Raw genomic sequence first — 15,278 nt, 5'->3', positions numbered from 1 at the left:
GGGAATCCGATGGCAAATCGCCATCAAACGAAACAGGGAGAAAAAAAGAAGGTCGTCCCTGACCTTTTGGGGGTAAGAAATCGGAGCGGTGGACCAGCACCGCCGATTTAACGAGAGACCGCTAAAGGGCCTGTTGGCAGAAAGTTATATGGGATCTCGCTGGCGAGTGAGGATCACAACACCAGCGGAGTACGCAGATAGCAGGCGGTGAGCGCCAGAAAATGTTGGATCGCCGGATTGGTGGTCCTTGTCGAGCGCTGCAAAGCATGGGTATCGAACATGTCGGTTCCTCCTATCGCGTTGTGTCCTTTATGTGTGTCCATTGTCGCCGTCGGAAGCGGTATTGCTAATACCCAGGGCTCCATGAACCTTGCTTGATTCTGCAAGCGGGCTTTTTTGTCTTTTTCCCATCATCTGACGTCGAATTCGCTTGCAGGCAAGCTCCCACAGCGGCTTCGTGGCATGATCCGTGGGAGCCAGCCTGCTGGCGAATGGCGCACTAGCGTGGCGGGCTTGCAGGGCACCATAGAATCTCCCACAGCGGCCTTGTAGACAGCGCTGCATTGATACCTTCTGGGACGGCAAGCGGACCCGGCCGTTACTTAGCGCGCCGCGCTTCTCCTTGCCGGATCCTGCTCCGGCGGCACTGGTGCGCCGGCCAGGGCGCGGTACAGATCCACCATCGCCAGGGTCACTTCGGTGCGGCTGCGGATGAAGGCATCGCGGGTGTCCATCAATTCCCGTTCACTGTCCAGCACTTCGAAGAAACCGATGAAGCCTTCCCGGTAACGCAGGCGTGCCAGTTCGGCGGCCTGCTGCGCGGCGTCGGTGGCGTGGCGCAACAGCTCGGTGCGTTCACGGGCCCGCTGGTGACGCACCAGTTGGGTTTCCGTTTCTTCCAGCGCCGTGAGCACGGTTTGCTGGTACTCGGCGATGACGGCCTGGGTTTCGGCATCGGCGGCATCAATGCGGGAGCGGACCTTGCCGAAGTCGAGGAAGGTCCAGTCCACCCCCAGGGCAACGCGCCGGCCTTCCGCCGGACCGCTGAACAGGTCACCGTCACGGGAGGCGACGCTGCCGATCAGCCCTTCCAGCGTGAAACGCGGAAACAGGTCGGCGGTGGCCACGCCGATACGGGCGGTGGCGGCGGCCACGCGACGCTCGGCGGCGCGGATATCCGGGCGCCGGCGCAACACACCAGACGGCGTGCCGGTGGCCAGATCCGGCACTTGCGCCGGCAAGTCACCGGGCTCGGCCAGGGTGGTCACCAGGCTGTCCGGGGTGCGCCCGGTCAGCACCGCGATACGGTACATGTAAGTCCGAATCGCGGTTTGCAGTTGCGGCACCGTGGCCCGCACCGCGTCCAGTTGTGCCCGGGCGCGGGCCTCATCCAAACGCGTGGCACTGCCGTCTTCCATGCGCGCCTGAACGATATCCAGCGCCTGCTGCTGGTTCTCCACATTGCGGCGAGCAACCTGCATCTGTTGCTGCAGGCCACGCAGCTGGAAATAGCTGTTGGCGATGCGACCGGCCATGGCCACCTGCAGCGCTCCCAGATCCGCTTCCGCGGCATCCAGCTCCGCCGCTTGCGCCTGGGTGGCGCGCCGCAAACGTCCGAACAGGTCCAGCTCCCAACCGGCGGCGACACCAGCCTGATAGAGCTCCACTCGCTCCGCGCCGCCCGGAGCATTCCGCTCCACTTCCGCCAGGTGTTGCTCGGCGGCACTGCCATTGACGGTGACGCTCGGCAGTTGCTCCCGGCGAGCACCGCGCAGCAGCGCTTCCGCTCTCTGGTAGCGCGCCAGCGCGGCACGCAGGTCGTGATTGGCATTGAGTGCCTGATCAATCAGGTCCGCCAGCAACGGATCGTCGAAGCCGGACCAGAAACGGCGTTCGGCACTTTCATCGAACGGCCGCACCTGGTCGGCGCCAACGAAGCGTTCCGGCAACGGTGTCTCCGGCTCCTGATAGTCCGGTCCCACCGCGCAACCGGCCAGGGCCATGATCAGTGGCACAGCGCTCAGAGCGTACTTATGCATGACTTTCTCCTGAAAGACCGTGGGCTTCGCCGTCCATGGTGGAAGCGTGGGAGTGCTTGAGCGGACCGGCGAGTTTGCGCAGGCCGACATAGAACACAGGCGTCAGGAACAGTCCGAACAAGGTGACACCGATCATGCCGGCGAACACGGCCACCCCCAGCGCCTGGCGCACTTCCGCGCCGGCGCCATGACCGAGTACCAGCGGCACCACGGCGGCGGTGAAGGTGATCGAGGTCATGATGATCGGACGCAGACGCAGACGGCAGGCTTCCAGAGCGGCCTTCACGGTCTCCATGCCCTGCAGTTCCAGTTCACGGGCGAACTCCACGATGAGGATGGCGTTCTTACAGGCCAGACCAATCAGAACCACCAGCCCTACCTGTACAAAGATGTTGTTGTCACCGCCGCCGAACCACACACCGATCAGCGCGGAGAGCATACACATCGGCACGATCAGGATTACCGCCAACGGCAGCACCCAGCTTTCATACAACGCCGCCAGCACCAGGAACACCAGCAGGATGGCCAACGGGAAGACCACCAGCGCCGCGTTGCCCTGGGTGTGCTGCTGGTAACTCAGGTCGGTCCATTCAAAGCTCATGCCGTTGGGCAGAACCTGGTCCGCCAGTTCCGTCAGTTTGTCCATGGCCTGGGCGGACGACATCACCCTTGGATCGGCTTCGCCGGCCAGGTCGGCGGCGGGGTAGCCGTTGTAGCGCAATACCGGATCCGGCCCGAAGGTTTGCCGGATATCCACCATGGAGCCGATCGGCACCATTTCGCCCTGCTCATTGCGGGTCCGCAGATTGGCGATGTCCTCGACGCTGTCACGGAACGGCGCGTCGGCCTGGGCGATCACCTGCCAGGTGCGCCCGAAGCGGTTGAAGTCGTTCACGTAGGTGGAGCCCAGATAGGTCTGCAGAGTGTCGAACAGCTCCGTCATCGGCACGCCCTGGGCTTTGGCTTTGGTGCGGTCGACCACCGCGTCCAGCTGCGGCACGTTGGCCTGATAACTGGTGATCGGGAAGGTCATCCCCGGTGTTTGCGAGATGGTACCCTGGAAGGCACTGACCGCCTCCTGCAAAGCGCCATACCCCAATCCACCCCGGTCCTCGATGAACATCTGGTAACCGGCACCATTGCCCAGCCCCAGAATGGGCGGCGGCATGAAGGAGAACGCGAAGCCCTCGCTCAACGCGGAAATCTTGGCGTTGATCTCGGCGTTAATCTCCTCCGCAGTGCGCTCACGCTGATCGAACGGCTCCAGCGGCAGGAATACCAGACCGGTGTTGGAGGTATTGGTGAACTGCAGCGCATTGAGTCCCGGGAACGAAATCGAGTGCGCCACGCCTTCCGCCTCCATGGCGATATCCGTGACCGTCTTGAGCAGCTTGTCGGTGCGCTCCAGGGAAGCGCCTTCGGGCAATTTCACGCCGGCGATCAGATACTGCTTGTCCTGTGTCGGGATGAACCCCGGCGGCACCACCTTGAACATCAAACCGGTGCTGACCAGCAACACCAGATAGACCATGAACACCACCGAGCGACGGCTCAATGACCGCTTTACCGCACCCTGATACTTCTCGGAACTGCTGTTGAAGAAACGGTTGAACGGACGGAACAGCCAGCCGAACAGCCCGTCGATGATGCGGGTGAGGCGGTCCTTCGGCGCATCATGGGAGCGCAGCAGTCTGGCCGCCAAGGCCGGGGACAGCGTCAGCGAATTGATCGTGGAGATGACGGTGGAAATGGCGATGGTCACCGCGAACTGGCGATAGAACTGACCGGTGACCCCGGACAGAAACGCCATGGGAATGAACACGGCACACAACACCAGGCCAATGGCGACGATCGGGCCGGACACTTCCTTCATCGCCTGGTGGGCGGCGGCCACCGGAGAGAGTCCCTCCTCGATGTTCCGTTCCACGTTTTCCACCACCACGATGGCATCGTCCACCACGATCCCGATGGCGAGCACCAACCCGAACAGCGTCAGTGAATTGATGGAATAACCGAGTAACAGCAAGACCGAGAAGGTACCGATTACCGATACCGGCACCGCCAGTAACGGAATGATCGAAGCACGCCAGGTCTGCAGGAACAGCGTCACCACCAGCACCACCAGCAGCACCGCTTCAAGCAGGGTCTTCACCACGGAATGAATGGAGTCGCGCACGAAAATAGTGGTGTCGTACACCGCTTCGTACTTCACCCCTTCCGGAAAACGGGTGGACAATTCGTCCATGGCGGCGATCACCGAATCACGGATTTCCAGGGCATTGGCGCCGGGCGCCTGAAAGATACCCACCGCCACCGCGTCCTTGCCATCCAGTTGTGAGCGCAGGGTGTAGTCACCGGCGCCCAGTTCCAGACGGGCGACATCGGAAAGCCGGACAATTTCGCCCTGCTCACCGCTTTTCAATACGATGTCACCAAACTCCTGCACCGTACGCAGCCGGCCCTGGGCATTGATCAGGGTGAGAAAATCACTGTTGGGCATCGGCTCGGCGCCGAGCTGGCCGGCGGAAACCTGAACGTTCTGTTCACGAATGGCGCCCACCACATCACTGGCGGTCATGCCCCGCGAGGCGATCTTGTCCGGGTCCAGCCAGGCGCGCATGGCGTAGTCGCCGCCGCCGAAGATCTGCGCATCGCCGACGCCCTGGATCCGGGCCAGCACATCCTTCACATGCAAACGTACATAGTTACGCAGGTACAGCGTGTCGTAGCGGCCGTCCGGCGAGGTCAGATGCACCACCATGAGAAAGGTGGGCGATTGTTTCTGGGTGGTCACGCCCTGGCGGCGCACGTCCTCGGGCAACCGTGCCAGCGCCTGGCTGACCCGGTTCTGCACCCTTACCGTGGCGTCATCGGCGTCGGTGCCGGGGCGGAAGGTGACGGTCATTTGCAGCACACCGTCGGAGCCGGCCACCGACTTGAGGTACATCATGTCCTCGACGCCGTTGATGGACTCCTCCAGGGGCGTGGCCACGGTTTCGGCGATCACCTTGGGGTTGGCGCCGGGGTAAACCGTGCGCACCACCACCGAGGGCGGCACCACTTCCGGGTACTCGCTGATCGGCAGCATCGGGATCGAGATGGCGCCGACCGCGAGGATGATGATCGACAGCACCGCGGCAAAGATCGGGCGGTCGACGAAGAAACGAGAAAAATTCATGACAAGAGTACCCTCTTGGCGCGCCCCGGAGAGCGCGCTCGATCCATAGACTTGGGTTATGTCGGTGTCAGTCGATCAGGGCGTCGCCGCCACTTCCGGTTCCTTGGTGGCCGCCGCGCGCATCTCCACCAGCGTCGGCGCCACCGGCATACCGGACATGAACACTTTCTGCACACCGTTGACGATGACCCGCTCGCCAGGCTTCAACCCGTCGCGGATCACCACCAGGCCATCCACGGTACGGCCGGCGTCGACGTTACGGCGGGATGCTTTGTTCTCATCGTCCACCACGTAGACATAACGGCGGTTCTGATCGGTAAGCAGCGCCTTGCTGTCGATCAACAACGCCGTGTCGAGACGTTCGGCGGGCAGTTCCACCCGGGCGAATTGCCCCGGCTTGAAGCGGCCATCCGGGTTCGGCACCACGGCGCGGAACTGCAACGTGCCGGTGCTGGCGTTGAGACGGTTATCGATGAAGTCGACCTTGCCCCGATGCGGGTAGCCGTTTTCACCGCTCAACCCGATACGCACTTCGGTGCCCTCGCCATTACCCAGTAGCTCACGACCGCGCAGGTAGGAATCGCTGTCGCTCTCGAAATACACGTACACCGGATCCACCGACACCAGTGTGGTCAGCAAGGTCTGATCAGCGTTGGCCAGGTTGCCACGGGTGACCATGGCGCGGCCGGCGCGGCCGGTGATCGGAGAGCGCACCTCGGTGTACTCCAGATCAAGACGGGCGGTTTCCAACGCCGCTTCGGCGGCATTCATGGCCGCGCGCGCTGACACCATCGCCGACGCCCGGCGGTCGTATTCCTCGCGGGAGATGGCGCGGCTGGCCACCAGCCGTTCCGCCCGGGAGGCCTCGCTCTTGGCCAGTTGGTACTGGCTACGGGCCTGGGCCAGGTCGGCGGCGGCAGCCCGTTCACGGGCACGGTAAGGGCGCTGGTCAATGACGAACAACACATCGCCTTGTTCCACCAGTTCCCCTTCCTCGAAGCTCACCTTGTCGATGTAACCGCTGACGCGGGGACGCAGGTCCACGGTTTCCGGTGCCGCCACCCGGCCGGTGAAGTCATCCCACAGCATCACCGGGTCATCCAGCACCTTCGCCACCTTGACCGCCGGAGGCGGCATTTGCGCCTGCTCCTGCTCACCACGGGCATCGCAGCCGGCCAATCCAACGGCCACCATCAGTATGAGGGCGAGCCCGATGATCAGCTCTCCCCCACTGGCGTAATGGGTATTGATTGAATCCATGTTGCGCTCGCTCCTGCTGTTCGGGCCTTGCAGGCAATACGCCTGCCTTCAATTGAAAATGGTTCCCATTTGCAAAACTCTAAAAATTGACTGACCGTCAGTCAATAGCGAAACACCATCAAGAGAGGTCAAACGATTTAATGCCCCGGGCATTGGACTCGTTCTCCCCCAGATCGCGAACGTTAATTCCTCAACTAAGATTGAGGTCAACGGCATTTCTTGATGGCTTTACCGATGGTCGATATAGGCACGACCTATTCGACAGCAATATGGATCGGGGCCCCCGCTTGCCACCTGACGGCCCCTCCCCGCCGACTGGCGGCGGGTCCCTTCCACGCCGAACACAATAGAGGACAGCCGCCAGGCTGCGGTATCCGTTTACTGCGGGATAATTGCCTGATTCTGTGAACAATACAGAATCAGGCAGCCGTCTCCGCCAAAGACCGGCCCGGATCAGTGATCCACTATCCGGCAAGTGCGAACAACATCACGCCACCGAAGCCGCCGTCCCAAACAAGGGCAATAGTGTTGAAACAAAAGGCTTTGCACCATATTGCCGCGTCATAAAACCGACATCCGTTCAATTTGATGCACGCACCAGGCAGAGCCGGATCAGGCTAGATTACGGATTGTCGCGGATCACCATGACAACCCCTTCGGCTTGCCTGAAATTGCTTGTTACTCCACAGTCATTGCACGATCCTGCAGCATTCCAGAAGCCGCGCTTACCCTGTCACGGGCAGTGCGTATACTGCGGGGCATTCACACGGAGGGCACTATCGTGGCGCATCACTCCCTTTCCTTTTCACCGTCCGGGCAGGACGTCGAACTCGAACAGCTCCGTTCCCGGCTTACCAGAACCGTCCTGCGGCATGCTCCAGAGGATGGCATGGAGGAATCCACACTGTCGGGCCTGCATCTGGGCCGGGCCAATACGCCCACGCAATGCACCTCGGCCATCTACGAGCCCTGTCTGTGCGTCATCGTCCAGGGCAGCAAGACAATCTGGCTTGGCGACCGCGAAATCGTCTATGGCCCCTTGAGTTACCTGGTGTCATCCGTCCACCTCCCGGTGCTGGGACAGGTCAACGTTGCCAGCCCCGGCGAGCCGTTTCTGTCCATTCGTCTGGATGTGGATTCCCAGGAAGTGGCGGATCTGGTGTTCGAACTGGGCGAGGCGGTGAATGAAGAGGATCACTGCCCGGAGATCAATTGCGGGCTGTGCATGGCGCCCATCGACACCGCCATGCTGGACGCCACCACCCGCCTGGTGGAACTGCTGGACAAGCCCGCCGACACACCGATCATGGCACCACTGATCCGGCGCGAGATCCTGTATCGCGCGCTGATCGGCGAAATGGGCGCGCGCATGCGCAAGTTCGCCGCCGCCGACAGTCAGTCCCACCGGGTTTCCAAGGTCATCGCCCTGCTCAAGGACCGCTATACCCAACCGCTGCGGGTTCGTGATCTGGCGGATCAGGTCAATATGAGTGAATCGTCCCTGTTCCACAGCTTCAAACAGGTGACACGCATGTCGCCGCTGCAGTTCCAGAAGAAACTGCGTCTGCATGAGGCGCGTCGTCTGATGCTCAGCGAGGGCCTGGAAGCGGCCACCGCCAGCTACCGGGTAGGTTATGAAAGCCCCTCCCAATTCAGCCGCGAATACAGCCGTATGTTCGGCGCGCCGCCGCGCGCCCACGTACAGAGCCTGCTGACCGGTGAGGGCGTCGGCGCCCCCGCCTGACCCCGTCTCCAGGGGCGGCGTGCCCGCCCCTTTCCTTTATTTGCGCCCCCTTTCCGGAGAGGTCCATGAGCCATCTGTTTACCCCGCTCGAACTGGGTCCGTTGAACCTGGATAACCGTATCGTCATCGCCCCGATGTGCCAGTATTCGGCCGACAACGGCAACGCCACCAGCTGGCACACCATCCACCTGGGCACCCTGGCGCAATCCGGCGCCGGCCTGCTGATCCTGGAAGCCAGCGCGGTGTTGCCGGAAGGCCGCATCAGCCCGCAGGATCTGGGACTGTGGAACGACGACAACGAAGCCGCCCTGAAAACCGTGCTCGACCAAGTGCGCGCATGGTCTCCCATGCCTGTAGGGATCCAACTGGCCCACGCCGGCCGTAAAGCCTCCACGCACCGCCCCTGGGAGGGCGGAGCGCAAATCAGGCCGGATCAGGACAACGGCTGGCAAACCCGCGCGCCCTCCGAATTGCCGTTCGCCGACAATGAACAGGCTCCGGAGCCGCTTTCCGAGGACGAGATCGGTGAATTGATTGAAGCCTTTGTCGCCGCCGCCAAACGGGCACGCCGCCTGGGGCTGGATTTGATCGAGATCCACGGCGCCCATGGCTACCTGCTGCACGAGTTTCTGTCGCCGCTGTCCAACCACCGTGACGACCGCTATGGCGGCAGTCTGGAAAACCGCATGCGGTTGCTGTTGGAGGTGTTCGACGCCGTCCGCGAAGCGGTGCCGGAAATGGCGGTCGGGGTACGGGTATCGGCTACCGACTGGGCAGCGGACGGCTGGGACCTGGAGCAAACCGTGGCGCTGGCCAAGGCCCTCAAGGCACGCGGCTGCCATTTCATTCATGTCTCCAGCGGCGGCCTGACACCGGCGCAGAAGATTCCCGTCGGCCCCGGTTATCAGACCGCCCTGGCTGCTCGCATCAAGGCCGAAAGCGGCCTGACCACCATCGCCGTGGGCCTGATCACCGAGCCAGAGCAGGCGGAAACACTGCTGGCGTCCGGCCAGGCGGATGCCGTCGGCCTGGCCCGTGGCATCCTGTATAACCCGCGTTGGCCCTGGCACGCCGCGGCCCGTCTCGGCGCCACGATCCACGCCTCCCCGCAATATCTGCGTAGCGAGCCCTACAGCGCACGCGGATTGTTCACGCAGTAAACCGCCCCGGCCCGGTGCACGCTCACCGGGCCACCCGCCTTGCCCGCCCCATTCCTGTGCCTCCGTTATGCACCATTGCCCGTGCTGACACGGTTTCGTCACGGCACGGAACTTGAATACAAGAGGCCGTCCGCTTGCCGGGACCCGGGCGGGCCTGCTTGAATCAGAACAGATCCGCCCCCATATAGGGCGCAAATTCAGCTTCCCGCTTACCGGCCCGGACAGCTACGGCCGGATACCCACCCCGGGATCCGGCCGAGACGGTCCCCCCACCCACAACGTGGCGACGGACCCACCATAATTTTTCTGCATTCCAAAAGACCAGAAGGAGAGGAAACCATGGCGGAAACACGCGTGACCATCATCCCGGGCGACGGCATCGGCCCGGACATCGTCGATGCCACCGTTCGAGTCCTGGATGCTCTGGACTGCGGCCTGGCCTATGACTACGCCATCGCCGGGCAAACCGCCCTGGACAAGGGCCTCGATCTGGTCCCCCAGGAAACCCTCGACATGATCGGCAAGAATCCGGTGGCGTTGAAAGGGCCGATCACCACCCCGGTGGGCAAGGGCTTCCGCTCGGTCAACGTCACCCTGCGCAAATACTTCGATTTGTTCGCCAACGTCCGCCCCGCCCTCTCCATTCCCGGTGTCCGTTCCCGCTACGACAACGTCGATATTCTCACCGTCCGCGAAAATATCGAAGGTATCTACTCCGGTGAAGGCCAGATGGTCAGCGAAGATGGCGAACGGGCGGAGCTGCGCAGCGTCATCACCCGCAAGGAATCCAGACGTCTGATTCGTTTCGCCTACGAAGCCGCGCGCCGGCTGGGCCGCAAGAAAGTCACCGTGGTGCACAAAGCCAACATCATGAAATCCACCTCCGGGCTGTTCCTGGATGTGGCACGCAGCGTGGCCAAGGAATACGACGATATCGAGCACGAGGAAATGATCGTCGACAACTGCGCCATGCAATTGGTGATGAACCCTCACCGCTTCGATGTCATCGTCACCACCAACCTGTTCGGTGACATTCTTTCCGATCTCTGCGCCGGCCTGGTGGGCGGCCTCGGACTGGCACCGGGCGCCAACGTCGGGGAAGACAAAGGCATCTTTGAAGCCGTGCACGGCAGCGCACCGGACATCGCCGGCAAAGGGGTCGCCAACCCCACCGCCCTGATGCTCGGCGCGGCCATGATGCTCGACTACCTGGATCTCAACAGCGAAGCCGAGCGCCTGCGCAATGCCCTGCGCACGGTGGTCGGTGAAGGGGACAAAGTCACCCCGGATCTGGGTGGGCGCAGCAGCACCACGGAATTCACCGACGAAGTGATTCGTAAGCTGGCGCAGTAATATGGCTGCGAAGCCGCTGTGGGAGCTTGCCTGCAGGCGAATGTTGCTCAACGCCTGAGCGAACCTCATTCGCTTGCAGGCAAGCTCCCACAGCGGCTTCGTAGTTCGGTTTGAGGGAAACGGTGAGGCAGCGGCTCACGACCCACCATTCCCGGCCCGCTCGTGAGCCGGATCAAGAAACCCCATGGTTTTGCATTTTTAACAGCCTGCCCTCTAGGCGCCGCGGTCCTGCTCTCTATATGCTGAAGCTTCGTTGTTCATATCAGAACGCAGGTCTATACCAAGGAGGCGTCATGAACCAGTCAGCGGAAACCGAAGCCCTGAAAAAAGACCTTGAGCAGTTGCGCCGGGACCTCAAAGCCCTGGCCGACGCGGTCAAGCATTCCACTCAAGAGCGCGCGCAAGAGCATCTCAACAGCGCCCGGGAAACCTTCGAAGGCGCCCGCCAAAGCGCCTCCCGGCAAGCCGAGCATCTGGGGGAGGAGATCAAGGCCCGCCCTTTTACCAGCGTGCTCACGGCGTTCGGCGTGGGCCTGCTGCTCGGCAAACTGCTCGGCCGTTGAGTGTGAAACTGCGCGGCATGCTGGCCGGGCTGTTCAGTCTTAATGCGATGATCTGGCTGATCATGCTGATTAGCCTGGCGGCATTGCTGAGCCTGACGGCGGCGGCTTGGATCGCGATGACACCGCCGCTGGGCGCGGCGCTGGCCGCGTTGATCAGCGGCGCCGGTCTGCTGGTGGTGGCCGCCGCCCTCGGCTACGGCCTGGTTCGCGCCAACCGACCCGGTCCAGCCCGGGACGAAGCGCCGCCACCGGCGCCGAGCCCGACGGAAAGCGTCCTGGAGTCCGGTCTGCGTCCCTTGGTCGGCGATCAGACCCTGGAGTGGGCGCGCCGCAATAGTGGTCTGCTGATGATCGGCGCCTTCACCGCCGGCGTGGCGATTGCCGCCAGCCCCACCCTGCGCCGCGCGCTGACCCAGGTTGCCGGCCCGGTGGTGACACGTAAAGCCGTGGACACCTGGCGGGCCTTTAATCAGCAAGACTGAGCCCCGGCGCCGCCACCTTCCGGGTTGGCGCTATTTTCCTTTTGCATTAGCCTGGATAGGCCAAACCCCTAGAAAACATCGCTTTTCATTAAGCAGAGCTGATGCAATGGTAATGCTCGCCGGGGCAGCCCGGCCCATCTTCAGAAACCAGCCCATTTTCAGAAGAGAGCAGAGCCGATGTCAGAACATCACGCCGCCATTGCCTGGACCCGCGCCGACCACCCGGACGGCAGCGGAAGCTACTCCCGCAACCATCTGGCCACCCTCAATGGCGGTCAGACCGTGCAAGTCTCCGCCGCGGTGGATTATCAAGGAGACGGCAACTGCGCCGACCCGGAGCAACTTCTGGTGACCTCGGTGTCCAGTTGCTACATGCTGTTCTTCCTGGCCATCGCCGACGTCAAGGGCTACCGGGTGGAGAGCTACAAGGACACACCGGTGGGCTTTCTGGAAAAGAACGAGGAAGGCCGGCTGGCGGTGACCCGGGTGGAATTGCAACCCACCATCGAGTTCGCCGACGGCCAGACACCGGAACCGGCCGAGCTGCAACGCCTGCATGCCGGCGCTCACCGTAATTGCTTCATCGGCAATTCACTGAAGACCAAGGTGCGCCTGCGCACCCAGTCCGCGGCGGCCTGAGCGGATAACGCAAAACAAGGAGAATCGTGATGAGCGCGCAAGCCGATCTCAATGCCCCTCTGGTACTGCGTGAAGACCAGAATGGCTTGGTCACTTTGACTCTGAACCGGCCCCGCCACTACAACGCCTTGTCCGAGGAGATGCTGGCGGCGCTGAAAACCGAGCTGGACGCTCTGGCCAACGACGAAACCCTGCGCTGCGTGGTGTTGCGGGCGGCGGGCAAGGCGTTCTGTGCCGGCCACGATCTGCGTCAGATGCACGGGCATTTAGGCGAGGAGGATTATTACCGGCAACTGTTCGCCACCTGCAGCGGTGTAATGCAAAGCCTGCTGGCGGTACCGGTGCCGGTGATCGCGGTCATTCAAGGGGTGGCCACCGCCGCCGGCTGTCAGCTGGTGGCCAGTTGTGATCTGGCGGTGGCCACGGACAGCGCCCGCTTCGCCGTCTCCGGCATCAACGCCGGGCTATTCTGTTCCACGCCTTCGGTGGCTTTGTCCCGTAATGTCTCAGCCAAGCGCGCCTTCGAAATGCTGGTGACCGCGCGCTTCATCGACGCCGCCACCGCCGCCGATTGGGGATTGATCAATCAAGCCGTGCCGGAAGCGGGACTGGACGGCGCGGTAACCGCCCTGGCCACTTCGATCATGGAGAAAAGCCCGGCGGCGATCCGCCATGGCAAAGCCATGTTCTACCGGCAACGGCAGCTGCCCCTGGACGAAGCCTATCGTTTTGCCGGAGAAGTAATGGCACGAAACATGATGGAAGCGGACGCCGCCGAAGGTATCGACGCCTTCCTCAACAAACGGGCGGCACAATGGCATCGCTAAGCTAATGGCAACGCTAAACCGATGAACGAACACACCCGGTCCTCCTTGCCCGCCGGCTTCATGCGGCGCCTGCCGCCGCTGGTGGCTCTGGCCTATTTCGAAGTGGCGGCGCGCACCCGCAGCTTCGCCGCCGCCGCCAAGGAATTGAGCGTGACCCCGGCGGCGGTGAGTCATCAGATCAAAGCCCTCGAGGAGCAACTCGGGGTGGCGCTGTTCATTCGCCACCATCGCCGGGTCACGCCGACGGCGGCGGCCCTGAGCATCCTGCCCCGGTTACAGGACGGCTTCGCCGCGCTGCTCGATGCTGTCGATGAACTGCGCAGCCAGGGTGAAGCCAAGGACGTCATCACGGTGTGCGCCGAGCCGTTGTTCGCCACCAAATGGCTGGTGCCACGCCTGCATCGTTTCTACGCCCGCCACCCGGAGGCGGAAGTGCGTCTGCAGGCCAGTCTGCATTCCGTGGACACCGCCCCCGGAGGACCGGTCACCGCTTCCGCCTTCTCCCGCGCCGGCATCGATCTGGCGATCCGCTTCGGCTACGGCGAGTACCCGGATATGGACAGCTCACCGCTGTTGGAAGTGGCGCTGGAGCCGGTGGTTGCTCCTGCGACGGGCCGGAGCACCATCGCCGAGGTGCTCGATGAGGGCGCCCTGCTCACCGACAATACCGCCGGCCGTTCCAATGAGCGGTTCGGCTGGCGCGAATGGTGCGAAGCAGCCGGAGAGCCATTTCCCGCCGATGCCCGCGAGCACCACTTCGGCAACGGCTTGCTGGCACTGGAAGCCACCCTCACCGGCCAGGGCGCCTGGCTGGTCTGCCCGGAGCTGGTGGAGACGGAGCTGGCCGCCGGCACCCTGCGGCGGTTAAGTGAAGTGGCGCTGCCCTGCCGGTTCCACTATTTCATCGTCAGCCCGGAGCGCGTCTCACCCCGGACCATCGTCACCGACTTCCGCGACTGGCTGCTGGATGAACGCCGCCTGGCCAGCGGGCAGCCCATTGGAACCGCCGTGCCCGGCTAGTTTCCCACGGTCCGCATGCCTTCCTCACCATAGCGTTCGCCAGCGGCGCCGTGGCGGGGAAAGATCGCATCCAGCCGCGCCAGCTCATCGTCGCTCAGTCGCACCTCCAGCGCCGCCAGATTCTCCTGCAAATAACGGCGGCGTTTGGTTCCGAACAGGGCGATCACATCCTCGCCCCGGGCCAGCACCCAGGCCAGCGCCAGTTGCGATGGCAACACCTGCTTCTGTTCAGCCAGGGCATGCACCTGATCCACCAGATCCAGATTGCGCTGGAAATTCGCCCCCTGGAAACGCGGATTGTGGCGGCGAAAATCCCCTTCCTCGAAATCCTCCGGCGAACGGATCGCGCCGGTGAGAAACCCCCGCCCCAGTGGACTGTAGGCGATAAAGCTGATGCCCAGTTCGCGACAGGTGTCCAACACCCCGTCTTCCGGGTCACGCGTCCACAGGGAGTATTCACTCTGCAAGGCACTGATGGGATGCACCGCCTGCGCCCGGCGCAGGGTATCCGGCGCCGCCTCACTCAATCCGAGGTAGCGGACCTTCCCTTCCCGCACCAGATCGGCCATGGCGCCGACGGTGTCCTCGATCGGCACTTGCGGATCCACCCGGTGCTGGTAATACAAATCGATGGTGTCCACGCCCAAGCGACGCAGGCTGCCTTCCACCGATTCGCGCACGTAGTCCGGGGAACCATTGATACCACGGGCGTGCGGATTCGAGGAATCGCGGACAATGCCGAATTTGGTGGCCAGAAACACTTGATCACGCTTGCCGGCGATGGCGCGTCCCACCAGTTCTTCATTGGTGTGCGGCCCATACATGTCGGCGGTATCGATCAGGGTGATGTCCTTCTCCAAGGCCGCGTGCAAGGTGGCAATGGATTCCCGGTCATCCCGGTCCCCATAGAAATCACTCATGCCCATGCAGCCCAGGCCCAGAGCCGATACCAGCGGACCGTCCCGGCCCAATCGTCGTTGTTGCATCTTTGAGCTCCTCGACAGACATGCTCT

The 15,278-nt window shown here is 62.9% G+C and carries 12 protein-coding genes; 8 read left to right on the top strand and 4 right to left on the bottom strand.

The window, feature by feature from the left end; all coding sequences use genetic code 11:
- Positions 1 to 602 precede the first annotated feature (602 nt).
- The 3 genes from MA04_RS19205 to MA04_RS19195 all read right to left on the bottom strand — a co-directional run bounded on the left by MA04_RS19205 (position 603) and on the right by MA04_RS19195 (position 6,411).
- Positions 603 to 2,039: an efflux transporter outer membrane subunit gene (locus tag MA04_RS19205; RefSeq protein ID WP_262462253.1), complete on the bottom strand. Its 1,437-nt coding sequence runs from the start codon at positions 2,037 to 2,039 to the stop codon at positions 603 to 605.
- Positions 2,032 to 5,217 carry an efflux RND transporter permease subunit gene (locus MA04_RS19200; RefSeq protein WP_262462251.1) on the bottom strand — a complete coding sequence of 1,062 codons (3,186 nt, stop codon included), beginning with the start codon at positions 5,215 to 5,217 and terminating at the stop codon, positions 2,032 to 2,034. The genes MA04_RS19205 and MA04_RS19200 overlap by 8 nt, the downstream gene beginning before the upstream one ends.
- 75 nt (positions 5,218 to 5,292) lie before the next feature.
- On the bottom strand, positions 5,293 to 6,411 hold the full coding sequence (locus MA04_RS19195; RefSeq protein ID WP_394356166.1) for an efflux RND transporter periplasmic adaptor subunit: 1,119 nt from the start codon (positions 6,409 to 6,411) through the stop codon (positions 5,293 to 5,295).
- Between the two features lie 955 nt (positions 6,412 to 7,366).
- Between MA04_RS19195 and MA04_RS19190 the strand changes: the two genes are divergently transcribed.
- The 8 genes from MA04_RS19190 (at position 7,367) to MA04_RS19155 (ending at position 14,265) form a co-directional block, all read left to right on the top strand.
- Positions 7,367 to 8,221 carry an AraC family transcriptional regulator gene (locus tag MA04_RS19190; protein ID WP_316252631.1) on the top strand — a complete coding sequence of 285 codons (855 nt, stop codon included), beginning with the start codon at positions 7,367 to 7,369 and terminating at the stop codon, positions 8,219 to 8,221.
- A 65-nt stretch (positions 8,222 to 8,286) separates the two neighbouring features.
- On the top strand, positions 8,287 to 9,381 hold the full coding sequence (locus MA04_RS19185; protein ID WP_262462245.1) for an NADH:flavin oxidoreductase/NADH oxidase: 1,095 nt from the start codon (positions 8,287 to 8,289) through the stop codon (positions 9,379 to 9,381).
- A 339-nt stretch (positions 9,382 to 9,720) separates the two neighbouring features.
- Positions 9,721 to 10,734, top strand: a complete 1,014-nt coding sequence (locus MA04_RS19180) for an isocitrate dehydrogenase (RefSeq protein ID WP_022993917.1) — start codon at positions 9,721 to 9,723, stop codon at positions 10,732 to 10,734.
- A 293-nt stretch (positions 10,735 to 11,027) separates the two neighbouring features.
- Complete coding sequence (locus MA04_RS19175; RefSeq protein ID WP_262462243.1) at positions 11,028 to 11,297, top strand: YtxH domain-containing protein; 270 nt, start codon at positions 11,028 to 11,030, stop codon at positions 11,295 to 11,297.
- Between the two features lie 2 nt (positions 11,298 to 11,299).
- Positions 11,300 to 11,779 (top strand): hypothetical protein, encoded by a 480-nt coding sequence (locus MA04_RS19170; protein ID WP_163123255.1) that lies wholly within the window; start codon positions 11,300 to 11,302, stop codon positions 11,777 to 11,779.
- A gap of 177 nt (positions 11,780 to 11,956) precedes the next feature.
- A complete protein-coding gene (locus MA04_RS19165) occupies positions 11,957 to 12,418 on the top strand; it encodes an OsmC family protein (protein ID WP_262462241.1) in 462 nt (153 codons plus the stop codon).
- A gap of 29 nt (positions 12,419 to 12,447) precedes the next feature.
- A complete protein-coding gene (locus MA04_RS19160) occupies positions 12,448 to 13,245 on the top strand; it encodes an enoyl-CoA hydratase (protein ID WP_262462240.1) in 798 nt (265 codons plus the stop codon).
- Between the two features lie 21 nt (positions 13,246 to 13,266).
- Entirely contained in the window at positions 13,267 to 14,265 is a 999-nt protein-coding gene (locus tag MA04_RS19155; protein WP_163123247.1) for a LysR family transcriptional regulator, read from the top strand.
- Here the strand turns inward: MA04_RS19155 and MA04_RS19150 are convergent.
- Entirely contained in the window at positions 14,262 to 15,251 is a 990-nt protein-coding gene (locus MA04_RS19150; protein WP_262462237.1) for an aldo/keto reductase, read from the bottom strand. The genes MA04_RS19155 and MA04_RS19150 overlap by 4 nt on opposite strands.
- Positions 15,252 to 15,278 lie beyond the last annotated feature (27 nt).

Source organism: Alloalcanivorax balearicus MACL04, assembly GCF_025532145.1.
Taxonomy (GTDB): Bacteria; Pseudomonadota; Gammaproteobacteria; order Pseudomonadales; family Alcanivoracaceae; genus Alloalcanivorax; species Alloalcanivorax balearicus.
Note: the sequence above shows the minus strand (reverse complement) of the source record. Positions and strands in the feature narration are given on the sequence as shown.

Coding starts and splice junctions, on each gene's coding strand:
- MA04_RS19200 (WP_262462251.1), bottom strand. CDS start 5,217: ATGAATTTTTCTCGTTTCTTCGTCGACCGCCCGATCTTTGCCGCGGTG.
- MA04_RS19155 (WP_163123247.1), top strand. CDS start 13,267: ATGAACGAACACACCCGGTCCTCCTTGCCCGCCGGCTTCATGCGGCGC.
- MA04_RS19205 (WP_262462253.1), bottom strand. CDS start 2,039: ATGCATAAGTACGCTCTGAGCGCTGTGCCACTGATCATGGCCCTGGCC.
- MA04_RS19195 (WP_394356166.1), bottom strand. CDS start 6,411: ATGGTGGCCGTTGGATTGGCCGGCTGCGATGCCCGTGGTGAGCAGGAG.
- MA04_RS19190 (WP_316252631.1), top strand. CDS start 7,367: ATGGAGGAATCCACACTGTCGGGCCTGCATCTGGGCCGGGCCAATACG.
- MA04_RS19185 (WP_262462245.1), top strand. CDS start 8,287: ATGAGCCATCTGTTTACCCCGCTCGAACTGGGTCCGTTGAACCTGGAT.
- MA04_RS19160 (WP_262462240.1), top strand. CDS start 12,448: ATGAGCGCGCAAGCCGATCTCAATGCCCCTCTGGTACTGCGTGAAGAC.
- MA04_RS19180 (WP_022993917.1), top strand. CDS start 9,721: ATGGCGGAAACACGCGTGACCATCATCCCGGGCGACGGCATCGGCCCG.
- MA04_RS19165 (WP_262462241.1), top strand. CDS start 11,957: ATGTCAGAACATCACGCCGCCATTGCCTGGACCCGCGCCGACCACCCG.
- MA04_RS19150 (WP_262462237.1), bottom strand. CDS start 15,251: ATGCAACAACGACGATTGGGCCGGGACGGTCCGCTGGTATCGGCTCTG.
- MA04_RS19175 (WP_262462243.1), top strand. CDS start 11,028: ATGAACCAGTCAGCGGAAACCGAAGCCCTGAAAAAAGACCTTGAGCAG.